Raw genomic sequence first — 15055 nt, 5'->3', positions numbered from 1 at the left:
GCCTTAGCGAATGGTCACTTGATGGTCAATGCGACCAGCTTGCCACCATTGCCGAAGGCATACAGCCAGTCGCCCACCACCAGCGGACGGGCACGCAGACCATCGCTGTCGATACGCTCACGACCGACAAAACGGCCATCCACCTGGCTGATCAGGTGCAGGTAACCGTCCAGGTCGCCGAAGGCCACATAGCTGGAAAACACTTCCGGGGCCGACAGCTGGCGACGGGCCAGGGCATCGTTGCTCCACAGTGCCGACGCCGAACGCTCGTCGATACCTTCCACGGTGCCGCTGGCCAGGCTGACGTATACGTTGCCGAAACCCTGGGCCACGCCGACCGAGCTGGAGGCTTCGCGCTGCCAGAGGATGCGTCCGCTCTCCAGTTCCAGCGCCGCCACACGGCCCTGATAGCTGACGGCATACAGGGTGCCGCCGGACAGCAGCAAGCCACCGTCGATATCCACCACGCGCTCCAGTTCGGAACGCCCCTGGGGAATCGCCACGCGCTGCTCCCAGACCGGAATACCGCGCTGCGCATCCAGCGCAATCACCTTGCCGCTGGACAGGCCGGCAATCGCCAGACGGTTGGTCAGCACCGGGCTGCCGGTGCCGCGCAGGGTCAGTACGGCCGGGGTGTTTTCGAAGATCCAGCGCTGGCTACCGGTGTCCATATCCAGGGCAATCAGACGGTCGTCCTGGGTCTGTACCAGCACCACGTCACCGTTGAGGGCCGGGGCGGACAGCACTTCGCTGGTGACCCGGGCACGCCACTTCTCTTCACCACTGTCGGTGTCGAGGGCGATAATCTCGCCTTTCAGGGTCCCGACCACCACCAGGCCATAGCCGACGGCAACGGCACCGGAAACCGGCAGTTCCAGGTCGGTCTTCCAGATCACCTTGCCGTTCATGCGATCCAGCGACATGACCAGGCCTTCGACGTCAGCCGCATAAATGCGCTCACCTTCGATGGCAGGTACCAGCATATTGAAGGTTTCGCCCTGGCCTGCGCCGATCGAACGGCTCCATTCCTTGTTCAGCTGCACTTCACGTTCGAACTTCGGCAGCTCGGCTGGGGGAAGTTCCTTCTTACTGTTGCTGCTGCAACCTACGGCCATAAAGGCCAGGGCCAGCAGTGCGGCATTCTTCCAGCGCATCACGTCACGCATCCCCTTTTGCCAGATCATCGAGCTTCATTTGCAAACCACCGACGGCGGCATCCTCCGCCAGAGCGGCCTTGGCCTTCTCGTAAGCGGCATAGGCATCGTCGTTACGGCCGAGCTGAACCAGCAGATCGCCCTTGAGTTCTTCGCGGCTGGCGGCAAATGCCGGCTCGACCTTGCCATCCAGTAGCTTGAGCGCAGCCTCGGCCTTGTCCTGGGCAGCCAGTACCCGGGCCAGACGCTGACGGGCCAACTCGGCCAAGCTGTCATCGGCAGGCTTGTCGACGATCGCCTGCAGCTCGCTAGCAGCGTCATCCAGCTTGCCCGCCTCGACCGCCACCTTGGCAACGAACAGGCTGCCGTACTGGGCGTAGTGGGAACCGGCATAATCGTTTTTCAGTGTGTGAGCCAGTTCGGCCACCTTGCCCGCATCCGGCTGGCCGCTTGGATCCAGCGCTGCTTCAAGCAGTTGCTGATAAACCAGCGAAGCGCCATGAGACTGGTTGGCCTGGTACTTCTGCCAGCCCTGCCAGCCGAAGACGGCGACCAGGGCCAATGCAACGCCCGTGAGCAATGGCATGCCATTGCGCTGCCACCAGTCCTTGATTACCGCCAGTTCTTCATCATCAGTACGCGAAACCACCCCAACACTCCTATTCGCTAAATCACTTAACAGGCGCTCAGGCCTGATCGGCGCAGGTCGCCAGATGGTCGGCCAATGCCGACCACGCAATACTTTGTTGTTCACCCTGACCGCGCAGCGGCTTGCAACCTACCACTTGCTGGGCCAATTCGTCTTCACCCAAGATCAGGGCGTACAGCGCACCACTCTTGTCGGCCTTCTTGAACTGACTCTTGAAGCTGCCGGCCCCGGCATTGACCTGCAGACGCAGGTTCGGCAGTTCGTCGCGCAAACGCTCGCTCAAGGCCAGCGCCGCCAATTCGGCAGGCTCGCCGAAGGCGCACAGGTAAATATCAACCGTACGGGCGATTTCAGCCGGTACTTTACCTAGAGTTTCGAGCAACAGCACCAAACGTTCGATGCCCATGGCAAAACCTACGCCGGGGGTGGGTTTGCCGCCCATCTGCTCGACCAGGCCATCGTAACGGCCACCGGCGCAGACCGTGCCCTGGGAACCGAGTTGATCGGTGACCCACTCGAACACCGTCTTGCTGTAGTAATCCAGGCCGCGGACCAGCTTGGGGTTGATCACATAGGGCACACCGGCAGCGTCCAGGCGGGCTTTCAGCCCCTCGAAATGCACCCGCGACTCCTCATCCAGGTAATCGGCCATCTTCGGCGCATCGGCCAACAGCGCCTGAGTTTCCGGCGATTTGCTGTCGAGCACGCGCAGTGGGTTGCTGGTCATGCGGCGGCGGCTGTCTTCATCCAGCTGCTCGGCATGGGCAGTCAGAAATTCGACCAGAGCCTCGCGATACACCGCCCGCGAAGCGCTGGTGCCGAGGCTGTTGAGTTCAAGCTTGACCGCCTCGCGGATACCGAGCAGGCCCCAAAGGCGCCAGGTCAGGATAATCAGCTCGGCATCGATATCCGGGCCGTCGATATTGAAGACTTCCACACCGATCTGGTGGAACTGACGGTAGCGGCCTTTCTGCGGACGCTCGTGACGGAACATCGGGCCGATATACCAGAGTTTCTGGGTCTGCCCACCACCGGCCAAGCCGTGTTCGAGCACGGCACGCACGCAGGCGGCGGTACCTTCCGGACGCAGGGTCAGGGAGTCGCCATTGCGGTCGTCGAAGGTGTACATCTCCTTTTCGACGATATCGGTGACTTCGCCGATGGAACGCTTGAACAGCTCGGTGAATTCGACGATGGGCATACGGATCTGCCGGTAGCCGTAGCCATCCAGCAAATTGGCCACTGTGCCTTCGAAGTAACGCCAGAGCGGGGTCTGTTCGGGGAGGATATCGTTCATGCCACGGATGGCTTGCAGGGACTTGCTCACTTCAATTCCTTAAGAGTGTCAGCTGCGCGCGATAAGTGCGGCGTCAGCAGCGACCTTGTCGGCCGCTTTCTGGCGGATCAGCTTTTCCAGCTCATCCACCAGGTTGTCATTACCAAGCTTGTGCGCGGGCTTGCCATCGATATAGATCAGATTCGGCGAGCCGCCGGTCAGGCCGATATGGGCTTCCTTGGCTTCGCCCGGGCCGTTGACCACACAGCCGATCACCGCCACATCCAGCGGTACCAGTAGGTCTTCGACGCGCTGCTCCAGCTCGTTCATGGTCTTGACCACATCGAAGTTCTGCCGCGAGCAGCTTGGGCAGGCGATAAAGTTGATGCCCCGCGAGCGCAGGCGCAGCGACTTGAGGATATCGAAACCGACCTTGACCTCTTCCACCGGATCGGCGGCCAGGGAGATACGGATGGTATCGCCGATACCCTCGGCCAGCAGCATGCCCAGCCCCACCGCCGACTTAACCGTGCCGGAGCGCAGGCCGCCGGCCTCGGTAATGCCCAGGTGCAGGGGTTGCTCGATCTGTTTGGACAACAGCCGATAGGCCTCCACCGCCATAAACACATCGGAGGCTTTGACGCTGACCTTGAAGTCGGGGAAATTCAGCCGATCGAGGTGCTCGACATGGCGCAGCGCCGATTCAACCAGGGCGGCAGGCGTCGGCTCGCCGTATTTCTTCTGCAGGTCTTTTTCCAGAGAACCGGCATTGACGCCAATACGGATCGGGATGCCACGATCACGGGCGGCTTCCACCACGGCGCGCACGCGGTCTTCACGACCGATATTGCCCGGGTTGATACGCAGGCAGTCGACGCCGAGTTCGGCTACGCGCAGGGCGATCTGGTAGTCGAAGTGGATATCGGCCACCAGCGGCACACGCACCTGCTGCTTGATTCGGCCGAAGGCTTCGGCGGCATCCATATCCGGCACCGAGACCCGCACGATGTCTGCGCCGGCATCTTCCAGGCGACGAATCTGCGCCACGGTGGCGGCCACATCATTGGTGTCGCTGTTGGTCATGCTCTGCACGGCGATAGGCGCATCGCCGCCCACCGGAACCGAACCTACCCATATTTTGCGCGTCAGGCGACGCTTGATCGGCGACTCCCCGTGCATGTCAGATACCACCCAACTTGAGGCGCGCCGTTTCACCCGAGACGAAGGGCGCTACATCGACCGCCTGGCCGTTGTAGCTCACCTGGGCACCGCGGGCGAAGCCCAGACGCAGCTCGAATGGCGGCTTGCCGGCCAGCTCAAGGGTTTCGCCCTTGCGCTTCAAGGCACTGAACAGCACCTTGCCGGTGGCATCGGTCAATTGGGTCCAGCAATCGGCGACATAGGTCACGCTGACCAGAGCCTCGCCAGCGGCAACCGGCGGGGTAGCGGCCGGCGTTTGCTGCGGCGCACTGGCAGCAGGTTCTTCCTGAGTGGCAGTGGACTCTGCAGGGGCGGTAGCAGACGTGGTGGCCGCTGGCAGTGGGATTTCTGAGGTGCCTGGCTCAGCTGGCACGACAGCCACAGGTTGCTCCTCGCCGGGGGCGGCGAGCAGTGGCAGGCTGACTTCGCCGTCCGCCTGAGCGGCCAGCACAGCCTGGTCTTCCGGCTCGTCGAACTGATGAATCTGGGTGGTACCGTCGGCCCCCTCGACCTCGATCTGCTCGATACCGACCACGGCCAGGTCATCGACTTTTGTCTCGGCCTGCTCCTGCCACCAGTAAAAGCCCAGCGCAGCCAGGGCCAGCAGCAATACGAAACTGACGGTACGCAGGATGTGCTGCGAATAACTGACGGGCTCTTCGATACGACCCAGGCTGTGTACGCTGCTGCCAGCGGCATCGCTGCCGGTGAACTGATCGAACTCCAGCACCAGACGGCTTTGATCGATTTCGAGCAGTTTCCCGTAGGCGCGCACATAACCCCGGGCAAAGGTATGCCCAGGCAATTGGTCGAAGGCACCCTGCTCTATCTGCGTCAGTCGCTGCGGGGTCAAATTAAGCTGGGCAGCCACCTCAGAAACCGTCCAGCCACGATCCTCGCGAGCCTTACGCAAGGACTCGCCCGGATTGACACGGGGAACTGCTAGCACTTCTGGATGCACCGCTTTCATCATTGCTCCGACAGGTATTGCTGATATTCCGGCGTACCGGGATAAAGACGTCTCAACTGCAGCCCCAGGCTCGCAGCATTGTCACGGTCCTCGAAGATCCTCGCCAGACGCGTACCCAGCAGCAGGCTGCGTGCGTCCTGCTCTCTCAGCTGGCTGTAGCTCTCGTAGTAGCGGCGAGCCGGTACATACTGCTTGTCTTCATAGGAGATCATCGCCATTTCGAGCAGAGCGCGGGGCTGCCGGCTATTGAGGCGCAGCGAGCGCTCGAAATAGGCCTTGGCCTGCTCACGCTGCTTGAGCATCAGCGCGGTCAAACCGAGGTTCTCGAAAACCCGTGAGCGCTCGGGGTAGAGGGTGTCCTGGGCCGCCTGCTGATAACGCTCGAAAGCCTCCTGATAGCGCTTCTGTTCGAACAGGAAACTGCCGTAATTATTCAGCAAACGCGCATCATCGGGTCGTTGTGACAGCGCTTTACGAAAGTGCTCATCCGCCAGCTTGGGCTCCATCTCGATCTGGAACACCAGCGCCAGTACAGCATGGGCATCGGCACTGGAGGGGTCGAGTTCCAGGGCTTTTTTCAGCGGCACCTTGGCGCGCTCCGTCGCCCCTTCCTGCAGATAGCCTATGCCCAGCTGGGTGTAGGCATCGCGGGCCTCGTCGCGGCCTTTGTCGGTCTTCATCGGGTCGACATTGCCCGTCGACACACAGCCAGCCACAAGGCTGGCGATTAACAGCAACAGCGCAGGACGCAAGGTCATGGATTTCCTCCCCTCAAGTTCGATTGGCGGCGGAACTCGGCGTTTCGGCCTCGCTACTCAATTCACGCACAGCGATATAACGCTCACTCCGGCGGGTACGATCCATGACCTGGCCAACCAGCTGGCCACAAGCGGCATCGATGTCCTCACCACGGGTGGTGCGCACGGTGACATTGTGCCCGGCTTTGTGCAGCAGGTCCTGGAAACGGCGAATGGCATTGTTGCTCGGCCGCTCGTACCCCGAGTGGGGGAAGGGATTAAACGGAATCAGGTTGATCTTGCAAGGCACGTTTTTGAGAAGTGCGATCATTTCCTCAGCATGCTCGGGTTTATCGTTGACATCCTTGAGCAGGGTGTACTCGATTGTAAGCACACGTTTCTCACCGAGGCGCGAGACATAGCGCTTACATGCCGCCAGCAGCATTTCCAGCGGGTACTTCTTGTTGATCGGCACCAGCTGGTTGCGCAGCTCATCGTTGGGTGCATGCAGCGACAGGGCCAGGGATACGTCGATCACCTCGCCGAGTTTGTCGATCATCGGCACCACGCCGGAGGTGGACAGGGTCACCTTGCGCTTGGAAATGCCATAGCCGAGGTCGTCCATCATGATTTTCATGGCGGCAACGACGTTGTCGAAATTCAGCAGCGGTTCGCCCATGCCCATCATCACCACGTTGGTGATGGCGCGGTCGATTTTCGCCGGCACACTGCCGAACGACTTGTTGGCGATCCACACCTGGCCAATCACTTCGGCGGCGGAGAGATCGCTGTTGAAGCCTTGCTTGCCAGTCGAGCAGAAACTGCAATCCAGCGCACAGCCGGCTTGCGAGGAGACACACAGGGTGCCCCGCGAGCCCTGGGGGATATACACGGTTTCCACACAACTGCCCGACGCCACCCGCACTACCCACTTGCGCGTGCCATCGGTGGAAATATCTTCGCTGACCACTTCAGGGCCGCGGATTTCAGCACAGGCCTTGAGCTTTTCGCGCAAGACCTTGCTGACATTGCTCATGGCATCGAAATCATCGACGCCAAAGTGGTGAATCCACTTCATCATCTGACCGGCACGGAAACGCTTCTCCCCGATACTTTCGAAGAACTGTTCCATCTCTGCCTGGGTCAGACCCAGCAGATTGATTTTACCGGCAGCGTTAGTCATGGCTTCACCCTCGCACGTTTCGCTTAGCGAATGCGTGCGCAAACTTCGGTGGCAGCGAAGAAATAAGCGATTTCGCGAGCGGCGGAAGCCTCGGAATCGGAACCGTGTACGGCGTTCTCGTCGATGGAAACCGCGAAATCAGCACGGATGGTGCCGGCAGCCGCTTCTTTCGGGTTGGTTGCGCCCATCAGCTCGCGGTTTTTCAGAACGGCGTCTTCGCCTTCCAGAACCTGAACGATAACCGGACCGGAGGTCATGAAAGCAACCAGATCCTTGAAGAAGCCACGCTCGCTGTGCTCGGCGTAGAAACCAGCGGCTTCACGCTCGGACAGCTGAACCATCTTCGAAGCGACGACGCGCAGGCCGGCTTTTTCGAAACGGGTGGTGATCTCGCCAATAACGTTTTTAGCAACGGCATCGGGCTTGATGATGGAGAAAGTGCGTTGAACAGCCATGTGAAACTCCAGAAACAATGATTAAAGCGAAAAATTAAACCCGCGAATTATACGCGGGTTCCGGTTAAATGCGTAGGGCAGGCCAAATGGCCGACTAATCCGCCTCTTCGATCCAGGCCGCCTGAATGGCCTCAAGTACCTTTTCGCCGCCGCGCTGTGGATCATCACTGAACTCCGGCAGAGCCAGAACCCACTTGTGCAGATCGACGAAATTTACGTAACGCGGATCCACCTCCGGTTTGGCCTCAGCCAACTGAATCGCGATTTCCAGCACATCAACCCATTTCAGGCTCATAACAACCTCTCGAATCAGTGCGGCGCTTCAGCGGCGTGGTTAAGCGAGTATTTCGGGATCTCGACGGTCAGATCCGTCTCGCCAACAATCGCCTGGCAGGACAGACGCGATTGCGCTTCCAGCCCCCAGGCCTTGTCCAGCAGGTCCTCCTCCAGCTCATCTGCTTCGTTCAGCGACTCAAAGCCCTCACGAATGATGCAGTGGCAGGTGGTGCAGGCACAGACGCCACCACAGGCGCTTTCGATCTCGATATGGTGCTCATGCGCCACATCGAGGATCGAGGTGCCAGGCTCGGCCTCCACGACCAGCCCATCCGGGCAGAATACGGCGTGGGGCAGAAAGATGATCTGCGGCATGCTTATTCCTCAATCTCGTTAAGACTACGGCCAGCCAGGGCGGCTTTGACCGTGGCATCCAGACGACGTGCCGCAAAGGCATCAGTCACCTGGGTCAGGCGCTTGGTCTGCTGCTCGATGGCCAGGCCATCACTGCCAGCCATGAGTTCGCGCAACTGCTGCATCTGCGCCTCGATGGCCAGGCGCTCATCGGTTTCCAGCAGGCGCTCGCCATCGGCCAGCAACGCAGCCTCGACCGCTTCCAGCAGACGCCGAGCATCCACCTGCTGCTCACGCAGCACACGGGCAACCTTGTCGTCGCCAGCATTCTTGAAGGAGTCCTGCAGCATGCGAGCGATTTCGCCATCGGTCAGGCCGTAGGACGGCTTGACCTGAATGCTCGCCTCCACCCCCGACACCAACTCCCGCGCCGATACGTTGAGCAGACCGTCGGCGTCCACCTGGAAGGTCACGCGAATCTTCGCCGCCCCCGCCACCATCGGCGGGATACCGCGCAACTCGAAGCGCGCCAGGGAACGGCAATCGCTGATCAGCTCACGTTCGCCCTGCAGCACATGAATCAGCATGGCCGTCTGGCCATCCTTATAGGTGGTGAAATCCTGGGCACGCGCCACCGGAATGGTGGTGTTGCGCGGGATCACCTTCTCCATCAGCCCACCCATGGTTTCCAGGCCGAGGGACAGCGGGATTACATCCAGCAGCAGCAACTCCTCGCCCTCGCCACGCGCATTGCCGGCCAGGGCATCGGCCTGAATCGCCGCGCCAATGGCGACCACCTGATCGGGGTCGATATCGGTCAGTGGCTCACGCCCAAACAGCTCGGCCACCGCCTCGCGCACCCGCGGGACCCGGGTCGAACCGCCGACCATGACCACCGCCTTGATGTCTTCCAGCTCGATCAGCGCATCACGCACGGCGCGACGACAGGCCTTGAGGCTGCGTGCAACCATGGGTTCGATCAGGCTATCGAACTGCCCACGACTCAGGCTGCCCTGCCAGTCGCCATAGGCCAGAGTCGCCTCGGCACTGTCGGTCAGCGCTTCTTTCGCGGCGCAAGCGGCCTCCAGCAAAAGGCGCTGCTGCGTCGGATCAAGGTCCGAGGAAACCCCGGCCTGCTCGACCATCCAGCCGGCGATCGCGTGATCGAAGTCATCGCCGCCCAGGGCGCTATCGCCACCGGTGGCCAGCACTTCGAAGACGCCACCGGTCAGGCGCAGAATGGAAATATCGAAGGTACCGCCGCCCAGGTCATAGATCGCCACCAGACCTTCGGCATGCTGATCCAGACCATAGGCCACCGCCGCGGCGGTCGGCTCGTTGAGCAGGCGCAACACACTCACGCCCGCCAGACGCGCAGCATCCTTGGTGGCCTGGCGCTGCGAATCGTCGAAATAAGCTGGAACGGTGATTACCGCACCCACCAGCTCACCACCCAGAGCCTCTTCGGCGCGCTGACGCAGCACCTTGAGAATATCGGCCGACACTTCGACCGGGCTTTTCGGCCCCTGCACGGTGTCGATAAAGGGCATATGCGACTCACCGCCAACAAAGCGGTAGGGCAACTGTTCACCCAGCTGCTTGACGTCGGCCAGGCCGCGCCCCATCAGACGCTTGACCGACAGCACGGTATTGAGCGGATCACTGGAAGCCGCCGCCTTGGCGACCTCACCCACCTCGACACGCTCCGCGTGGTAGCGCACGGCAGACGGCAGGATGACCTGCCCGGCAGCATCGGCTAGCGGCTCGGAAAGACCACTGCGCACAGCAGCGACCAGCGAATTAGTGGTACCCAGATCAATCCCCACGGCCAGGCGGCGCTGGTGTGGCTGGGGGCTTTGTCCGGGCTCAGCGATCTGCAGTAGGGCCATGATTAATCAATGCTTATCTAGACTCGGGCACGCCTCGTGGGCACGCGCGCGTTAATCGTCGAGGCGCTCTTCCAGCTGGCGAACCTCGTGGGAAAGCTTGTCGAGAAACTGCATGCGACGCATCAGACGCTCGGCCTGCTCGCGCTGTGCAGCATCATCCCAACAAACCGCAAAGCTTTCGTTGAGCTCATCCTGAGCCTGCTTCAGACGCCGCTTGAACGCTGCGACGCCGGCCAGATCTGCACTGTCGTGCAAGTCCTCCAGCTCTTCGCGCAACTGCATCTGCTGCAGCAGGAAATCCGGGTCCTGCACCGTCACTTCCAGAGGCAGCTCGGGTCCACGCAGCGCCAGCAGGTAACGGGCACGCTGCGGCGCGCTCTTGAGCGTGCTATAGGCCTCGTTGAGACTGGCGGACTGCTCAAGGGCCAGGCGCTGCTCACGCTCGGAAGCATCGGCAAACCGGTCTGGATGGACATTGCGCGCCAGCTCGCGGTATCGCGCGGCTAGCTGATCAAGATCCAGGCGGAAACTTGGCTGCAGATCAAACAGGGCAAAATGACAAGGACTTCCCACACAGGCCTCAGATATTGAAGCTTTCGCCGCAGCCACACTCGCCGCGCACGTTGGGGTTGTTGAACTTGAAACCTTCGTTCAAGCCCTCCTTGACGAAGTCCAGCTCGGTGCCATCGAGATACACCAGGCTCTTGGGATCGATGATCACCTTGACCCCGTGGCTCTCGAACACCTGATCCTCGGCGGCGGCTTCATCGACAAACTCCAGCACATAAGCCAGGCCGGAACAGCCGGTGGTGCGAACACCCAGGCGGATACCGTCGCCCTTACCGCGCCCATCGAGGGAGCGGCGCACATGCTGAGCGGCAGCTTCGGTCATGCTGATAGCCATCGACAAACCTCCTTAGAGCAAACCTTTCTTCTGCTTGTAGTCACGCACGGCCGCCTTGATGGCGTCCTCGGCGAGAACCGAGCAGTGGATCTTGACCGGCGGCAGAGCGAGCTCTTCGGCCAGCTGAGTGTTCTTGATGGTTTCCGCCTCGTCCAGGGTCTTGCCCTTCATCCACTCGGTGGCGAGGGAGCTGGAGGCGATAGCGGAACCGCAGCCGTAGGTCTTGAACTTGGCGTCTTCAATCACGCCCTGTTCGTTGACCTTGATCTGCAGGCGCATCACGTCACCACAGGCCGGCGCGCCGACCATGCCGGTGCCGACATCAGGGTCTTCCGCGTCCATCTTGCCGACGTTGCGCGGGTTTTCGTAATGGTCGATAACCTTTTCACTGTAAGCCATGCTGGTATTCCTTCCTCATCAGAGAGCCGCTCTTGCTCGGCGACTACTTAGTGCGCCGCCCACTCGATCTTGGAGATGTCGACACCGTCTTTGTACATATCCCACAGCGGCGACAATTCGCGCAGCTTGGTGACCGCCTCGCGAACCTTGTCCGCGGCGTAGTCAATTTCTTCGTCAGTGGTAAAGCGGCCGAAGCTGAAACGGATCGAGCTGTGTGCCAGCTCGTCGTTGCGGCCCAAGGCGCGCAATACGTAGGACGGCTCCAGGGAGGCCGAGGTACAGGCCGAACCGGAGGAAACTGCCAGATCCTTGAGCGCCATGATCAGCGACTCGCCCTCGACATAGTTGAAGCTCAGGTTGAGGTTGTGCGGTACGCGGGCCGTCATGCTGCCGTTGACATACAACTCTTCCAGATCTTCAAGCCGAGCGAAGAAACGATCACGCAGGGCCAGTACACGCTGGTTCTCCTGAGTCATTTCTTCCTTGGCGATACGGAAGGCTTCACCCATACCTACGCACTGGTGAGTCGCCAGGGTGCCGGAACGCATGCCGCGCTCATGACCACCACCGTGGGTCTGGGCTTCCAGACGCACCCGCGGCTTACGCCGTACGTAGAGCGCACCAACGCCCTTGGGACCATAGGTCTTGTGCGCGGAGAAGGACATCAGATCGACCTTGAGCTTTTCCAGGTCGATGGCCACCTTGCCGGTGGACTGGGCGGCATCAACGTGGAAGAACACGCCGCGCGAGCGGGTCAGCTCACCGATGGCAGCGATGTCGTTGATGGTGCCGATTTCATTATTCACATGCATGATCGACACCAGAATGGTGTCATCGCGCAGTGCCGCCTCGATCATGGCCGGCGTGATCAGGCCATCTTCGCCCGGCTCGATATAGGTGACCTCGAAGCCTTCACGCTCAAGCTGGCGCATGGTATCCAGCACCGCCTTGTGCTCGATCTTCGAGGTGACCAGGTGCTTGCCTTTACTCTTGTAGAAGTCGGCAATGCCCTTGATCGCCAGGTTGTCGGACTCGGTGGCACCGCTGGTCCAGACAATCTCGCGCGGGTCGGCATTGACCAGCTCGGCCACCTGGCGACGCGCATTCTCGACCGCCTCTTCGGCTTTCCAGCCAAAGACATGGGAGCGCGAGGCCGGGTTACCGAAGTTGCCATCGACCAGCAGACATTCGCTCATTTTTTGCGCAACACGCGGATCGACCGGCGTGGTGGCGGAGTAATCGAGGTAAATCGGCAATTTCATTGACTCTCTCCTAATCAGGTATCAGGCCTGCTGGCCGGCGTCGCTCGCTTATTCGACGGCGGACGCTTCGATCTTATCCGGATGCGGCATCCTGCCATCGCAGCGGCGCTGATCCTGGCGCTGGGCAACTTCCTGCACTTCTCGACGGGTCACCAGATCAGCCAGACTGATGCCATTGAGGAATTCGTGGATCTGTTGACTGAGGTCGCACCACAGGTGGTGGGTCAGACAGGTATCACCGGCATGGCAATCGCCCTGCCCCTGGCAACGGGTAGCGTCCACCGACTCGTTAACTGCATCGATGACTTCGGCCACCTGAATGCCACCCATATCCCGCGACAGCTGATAGCCGCCACCTGGACCGCGCACACTGGAAACCAGATTGCCGCGACGCAGCTTGGCAAACAGCTGCTCCAGGTAGGAAAGGGAGATACCCTGTCGCTCGGAAATATCGGCCAGAGACACCGGCCCACGCTGCGCGTGCAACGCCAGATCAAGCATGGCGGTGACGGCGTAACGGCCTTTGGTGGTCAGTCGCATAAGGAATTACCGCGTAATCACAATATGCCGCGAGTATGCAATTCCCGAGTATTTAAGTCAACTATAAGACCTATAGTTTTAGTCGGGATTAGCCAGCACAGAAGGGCGCGCAGCATAGCAAAATGTGCGCATCCGCACCATCAGGCCGCAGGCTTGTCGTCAGGTTCCTTGACCACTCCGGCGAAGTCCTCGGCGCGCAATTCGGGCAGATCCTTGGCGCAGTAATCGCTGCCCAGGGACTTGAGCGCACCGCACATGCCCTCCAGACGGCCATCCACGGCATGCAGATGATCGAGCATCTGGCCGATGGCGCGGGCTATCGGGTCGGGCATGTCCTGACTAACGCCATAGGCATCGAAACCGAGCTTCTCGGCGATCGCCTGACGCTTGGCTTCCTGCTCGTCATCCGACTTGAGGATGATCCGCCCCGGAATGCCCACCGCGGTCGCCCCGGCCGGCACCGCCTTGGTCACCACCGCGTTGGAGCCGATCTTGGCCCCGGCACCGACCGTAAAAGGCCCAAGCACCTTAGCCCCTGCCCCCACTACCACCCCGTCCTCCAGGGTAGGGTGACGCTTACCCTTGTTCCAGCTGGTGCCGCCCAAGGTCACGCCCTGATAGAGAGTCACGTCATTGCCGATCTCGGCGGTCTCGCCGATAACGATACCCATGCCGTGATCGATAAAGAAACGTCGGCCAATCCGGGCACCCGGATGAATCTCGATACCGGTCAGCCAGCGACCGAAATTCGATACCACCCGCGCCAGCCACTTCCAGCCATTGACCCACAACGCATGCGCCACGCGATGCAACCAGACCGCATGCAAGCCGGGATAGCAGGTCACCACCTCGAAGGCGTTGCGCGCCGCCGGATCACGATGGAATACGCTCTGGATATCCTCTTGCATGCGCTCAAACATCTGCCTTCCCCTGCTTATGGTGCTCACCACGTGCCGCCTTGACGGTTTCCGTCAAAATGCCACGCAAGATATTCATTTCCAGCTTGCTCACCGCACTACGACCGTACAAGCGGCGCAAGCGACTCATCAGGTGCCTGGGCTTGGCCGGGTCGAGAAAGCCGATCTCGACCAGCGCCTGCTCCAGGTGCACATAAAAAGATTCCAACTCATCGGCGGTCACCGGCTGCGAGCTCTGAATCGCCGTGGCTTCCACCTTGAGTACTTTGGTCGGCTGATTCTGCGCCGCCAGCCAGGCCATACGCACCTCGTAGGCCAGCACCTGCACCGCCGCCGCCAGGTTCAGCGAACTGAACTGCGGGTCAGAAGGAATGTGCACATGGAAATGGCAGCGTTGCAACTCTTCATTGGTCAGCCCGGCATACTCACGGCCGAACACCAGCGCCACCTCGCCACCCTGAGCCGCCTGCTCGCAAGCGGCCACCCCACACTCACGGGGATCCAGCAAGGGCCAGGGGATGCGCCGATCGCGGGCACTGGTGCCGAGCACCAGGCTGCAGCCGACCAACGCCTCTTCCAGAGTGCCAACCACCTGTGCGGCATCGAGGATATCGGTGGCCCCGGAGGCCCGCGCCACCGCATCACCACTGGGGAAATCCTGCGGATCGACCAGTACCAGGCGCGACAACCCCATGTTCTTCATGGCCCGCGCAGCCCCGCCGATATTGCCCGGATGACTGGTATTGACCAAGACGACGCGAATATTTTCCAGCAACGCTAGCGCTCACACAGTGGAGATAAGGCAGCAAATCTTACAGAAGCAACCCCGCTTGCGCCACGCAAGACACAGGTTGCACTTCAACCCCCGCGCTTTTCTGCTAGAATGGCCG

The 15055-nt window shown here is 60.9% G+C and carries 18 protein-coding genes; all 18 read right to left on the bottom strand.

All coding sequences use genetic code 11. The annotated features are described in order from the left end of the window. Positions 1-14: 14 nt before the first annotated feature. Positions 15-1166 carry an outer membrane protein assembly factor BamB gene (gene bamB, locus WMW70_RS04740; RefSeq protein ID WP_341436559.1) on the bottom strand — a complete coding sequence of 384 codons (1152 nt, stop codon included), beginning with the start codon at positions 1164-1166 and terminating at the stop codon, positions 15-17. Then, positions 1159-1740 carry a tetratricopeptide repeat protein gene (locus tag WMW70_RS04735; protein ID WP_341436558.1) on the bottom strand — a complete coding sequence of 194 codons (582 nt, stop codon included), beginning with the start codon at positions 1738-1740 and terminating at the stop codon, positions 1159-1161. The genes bamB and WMW70_RS04735 overlap by 8 nt, the downstream gene beginning before the upstream one ends. A 100-nt stretch (positions 1741-1840) precedes the next feature. Further along, on the bottom strand, positions 1841-3130 hold the full coding sequence (hisS, locus tag WMW70_RS04730) for a histidine--tRNA ligase (RefSeq protein WP_341436333.1): 1290 nt from the start codon (positions 3128-3130) through the stop codon (positions 1841-1843). 18 nt (positions 3131-3148) lie between these two features. Next, a complete protein-coding gene (gene ispG, locus WMW70_RS04725) occupies positions 3149-4258 on the bottom strand; it encodes a flavodoxin-dependent (E)-4-hydroxy-3-methylbut-2-enyl-diphosphate synthase (protein WP_341436332.1) in 1110 nt (369 codons plus the stop codon). Between the two features lies 1 nt (position 4259). Next, a complete protein-coding gene (locus WMW70_RS04720; RefSeq protein ID WP_341436331.1) occupies positions 4260-5249 on the bottom strand; it encodes a RodZ family helix-turn-helix domain-containing protein in 990 nt (329 codons plus the stop codon). Further along, positions 5249-6007 carry a type IV pilus biogenesis/stability protein PilW gene (pilW, locus tag WMW70_RS04715; protein WP_341436330.1) on the bottom strand — a complete coding sequence of 253 codons (759 nt, stop codon included), beginning with the start codon at positions 6005-6007 and terminating at the stop codon, positions 5249-5251. Before pilW ends, WMW70_RS04720 begins: the two co-directional genes overlap by 1 nt. A gap of 13 nt (positions 6008-6020) precedes the next feature. Continuing rightward, complete coding sequence (rlmN, locus tag WMW70_RS04710) at positions 6021-7169, bottom strand: 23S rRNA (adenine(2503)-C(2))-methyltransferase RlmN (protein ID WP_341436329.1); 1149 nt, start codon at positions 7167-7169, stop codon at positions 6021-6023. Between the two features lie 23 nt (positions 7170-7192). Then, positions 7193-7624, bottom strand: coding sequence for a nucleoside-diphosphate kinase (ndk, locus tag WMW70_RS04705; protein ID WP_090442892.1), 432 nt, complete (start codon positions 7622-7624; stop codon positions 7193-7195). Between the two features lie 94 nt (positions 7625-7718). Next, entirely contained in the window at positions 7719-7919 is a 201-nt protein-coding gene (gene iscX / locus WMW70_RS04700) for a Fe-S cluster assembly protein IscX (protein ID WP_341436328.1), read from the bottom strand. A 14-nt stretch (positions 7920-7933) separates the two neighbouring features. Then, the gene (fdx, locus tag WMW70_RS04695; RefSeq protein ID WP_341436327.1) at positions 7934-8275 is read right to left on the bottom strand and encodes an ISC system 2Fe-2S type ferredoxin; all 342 of its coding nucleotides are present in this window, start codon (positions 8273-8275) and stop codon (positions 7934-7936) included. Between the two features lie 2 nt (positions 8276-8277). Beyond that, complete coding sequence (gene hscA, locus WMW70_RS04690; protein ID WP_341436326.1) at positions 8278-10143, bottom strand: Fe-S protein assembly chaperone HscA; 1866 nt, start codon at positions 10141-10143, stop codon at positions 8278-8280. A 51-nt stretch (positions 10144-10194) separates the two neighbouring features. Further along, positions 10195-10716: a co-chaperone HscB gene (hscB, locus tag WMW70_RS04685; protein WP_341436325.1), complete on the bottom strand. Its 522-nt coding sequence runs from the start codon at positions 10714-10716 to the stop codon at positions 10195-10197. 7 nt (positions 10717-10723) lie between these two features. Further along, a complete protein-coding gene (iscA, locus tag WMW70_RS04680) occupies positions 10724-11047 on the bottom strand; it encodes an iron-sulfur cluster assembly protein IscA (protein ID WP_339459676.1) in 324 nt (107 codons plus the stop codon). A gap of 12 nt (positions 11048-11059) precedes the next feature. After that, positions 11060-11446, bottom strand: a complete 387-nt coding sequence (gene iscU, locus WMW70_RS04675; protein WP_040261926.1) for a Fe-S cluster assembly scaffold IscU — start codon at positions 11444-11446, stop codon at positions 11060-11062. A 47-nt stretch (positions 11447-11493) separates the two neighbouring features. Further along, positions 11494-12708, bottom strand: coding sequence for an IscS subfamily cysteine desulfurase (locus WMW70_RS04670; RefSeq protein WP_341436324.1), 1215 nt, complete (start codon positions 12706-12708; stop codon positions 11494-11496). 48 nt (positions 12709-12756) lie between these two features. After that, on the bottom strand, positions 12757-13248 hold the full coding sequence (iscR, locus tag WMW70_RS04665; protein ID WP_341436323.1) for a Fe-S cluster assembly transcriptional regulator IscR: 492 nt from the start codon (positions 13246-13248) through the stop codon (positions 12757-12759). A gap of 140 nt (positions 13249-13388) precedes the next feature. Next, a complete protein-coding gene (cysE, locus tag WMW70_RS04660) occupies positions 13389-14168 on the bottom strand; it encodes a serine O-acetyltransferase (RefSeq protein ID WP_341436322.1) in 780 nt (259 codons plus the stop codon). Then, a complete protein-coding gene (trmJ, locus tag WMW70_RS04655) occupies positions 14161-14940 on the bottom strand; it encodes a tRNA (cytosine(32)/uridine(32)-2'-O)-methyltransferase TrmJ (protein ID WP_341436321.1) in 780 nt (259 codons plus the stop codon). Before trmJ ends, cysE begins: the two co-directional genes overlap by 8 nt. Positions 14941-15055: the final 115 nt, after the last annotated feature.

Source organism: Pseudomonas sp. XK-1, from assembly GCF_038069885.1.
In the GTDB taxonomy this organism is placed as follows: Bacteria; Pseudomonadota; Gammaproteobacteria; order Pseudomonadales; family Pseudomonadaceae; genus Aquipseudomonas.
The sequence above is the reverse complement of the archived record's forward strand: the minus strand, read 5'-3'. Positions and strand labels throughout refer to the sequence as shown.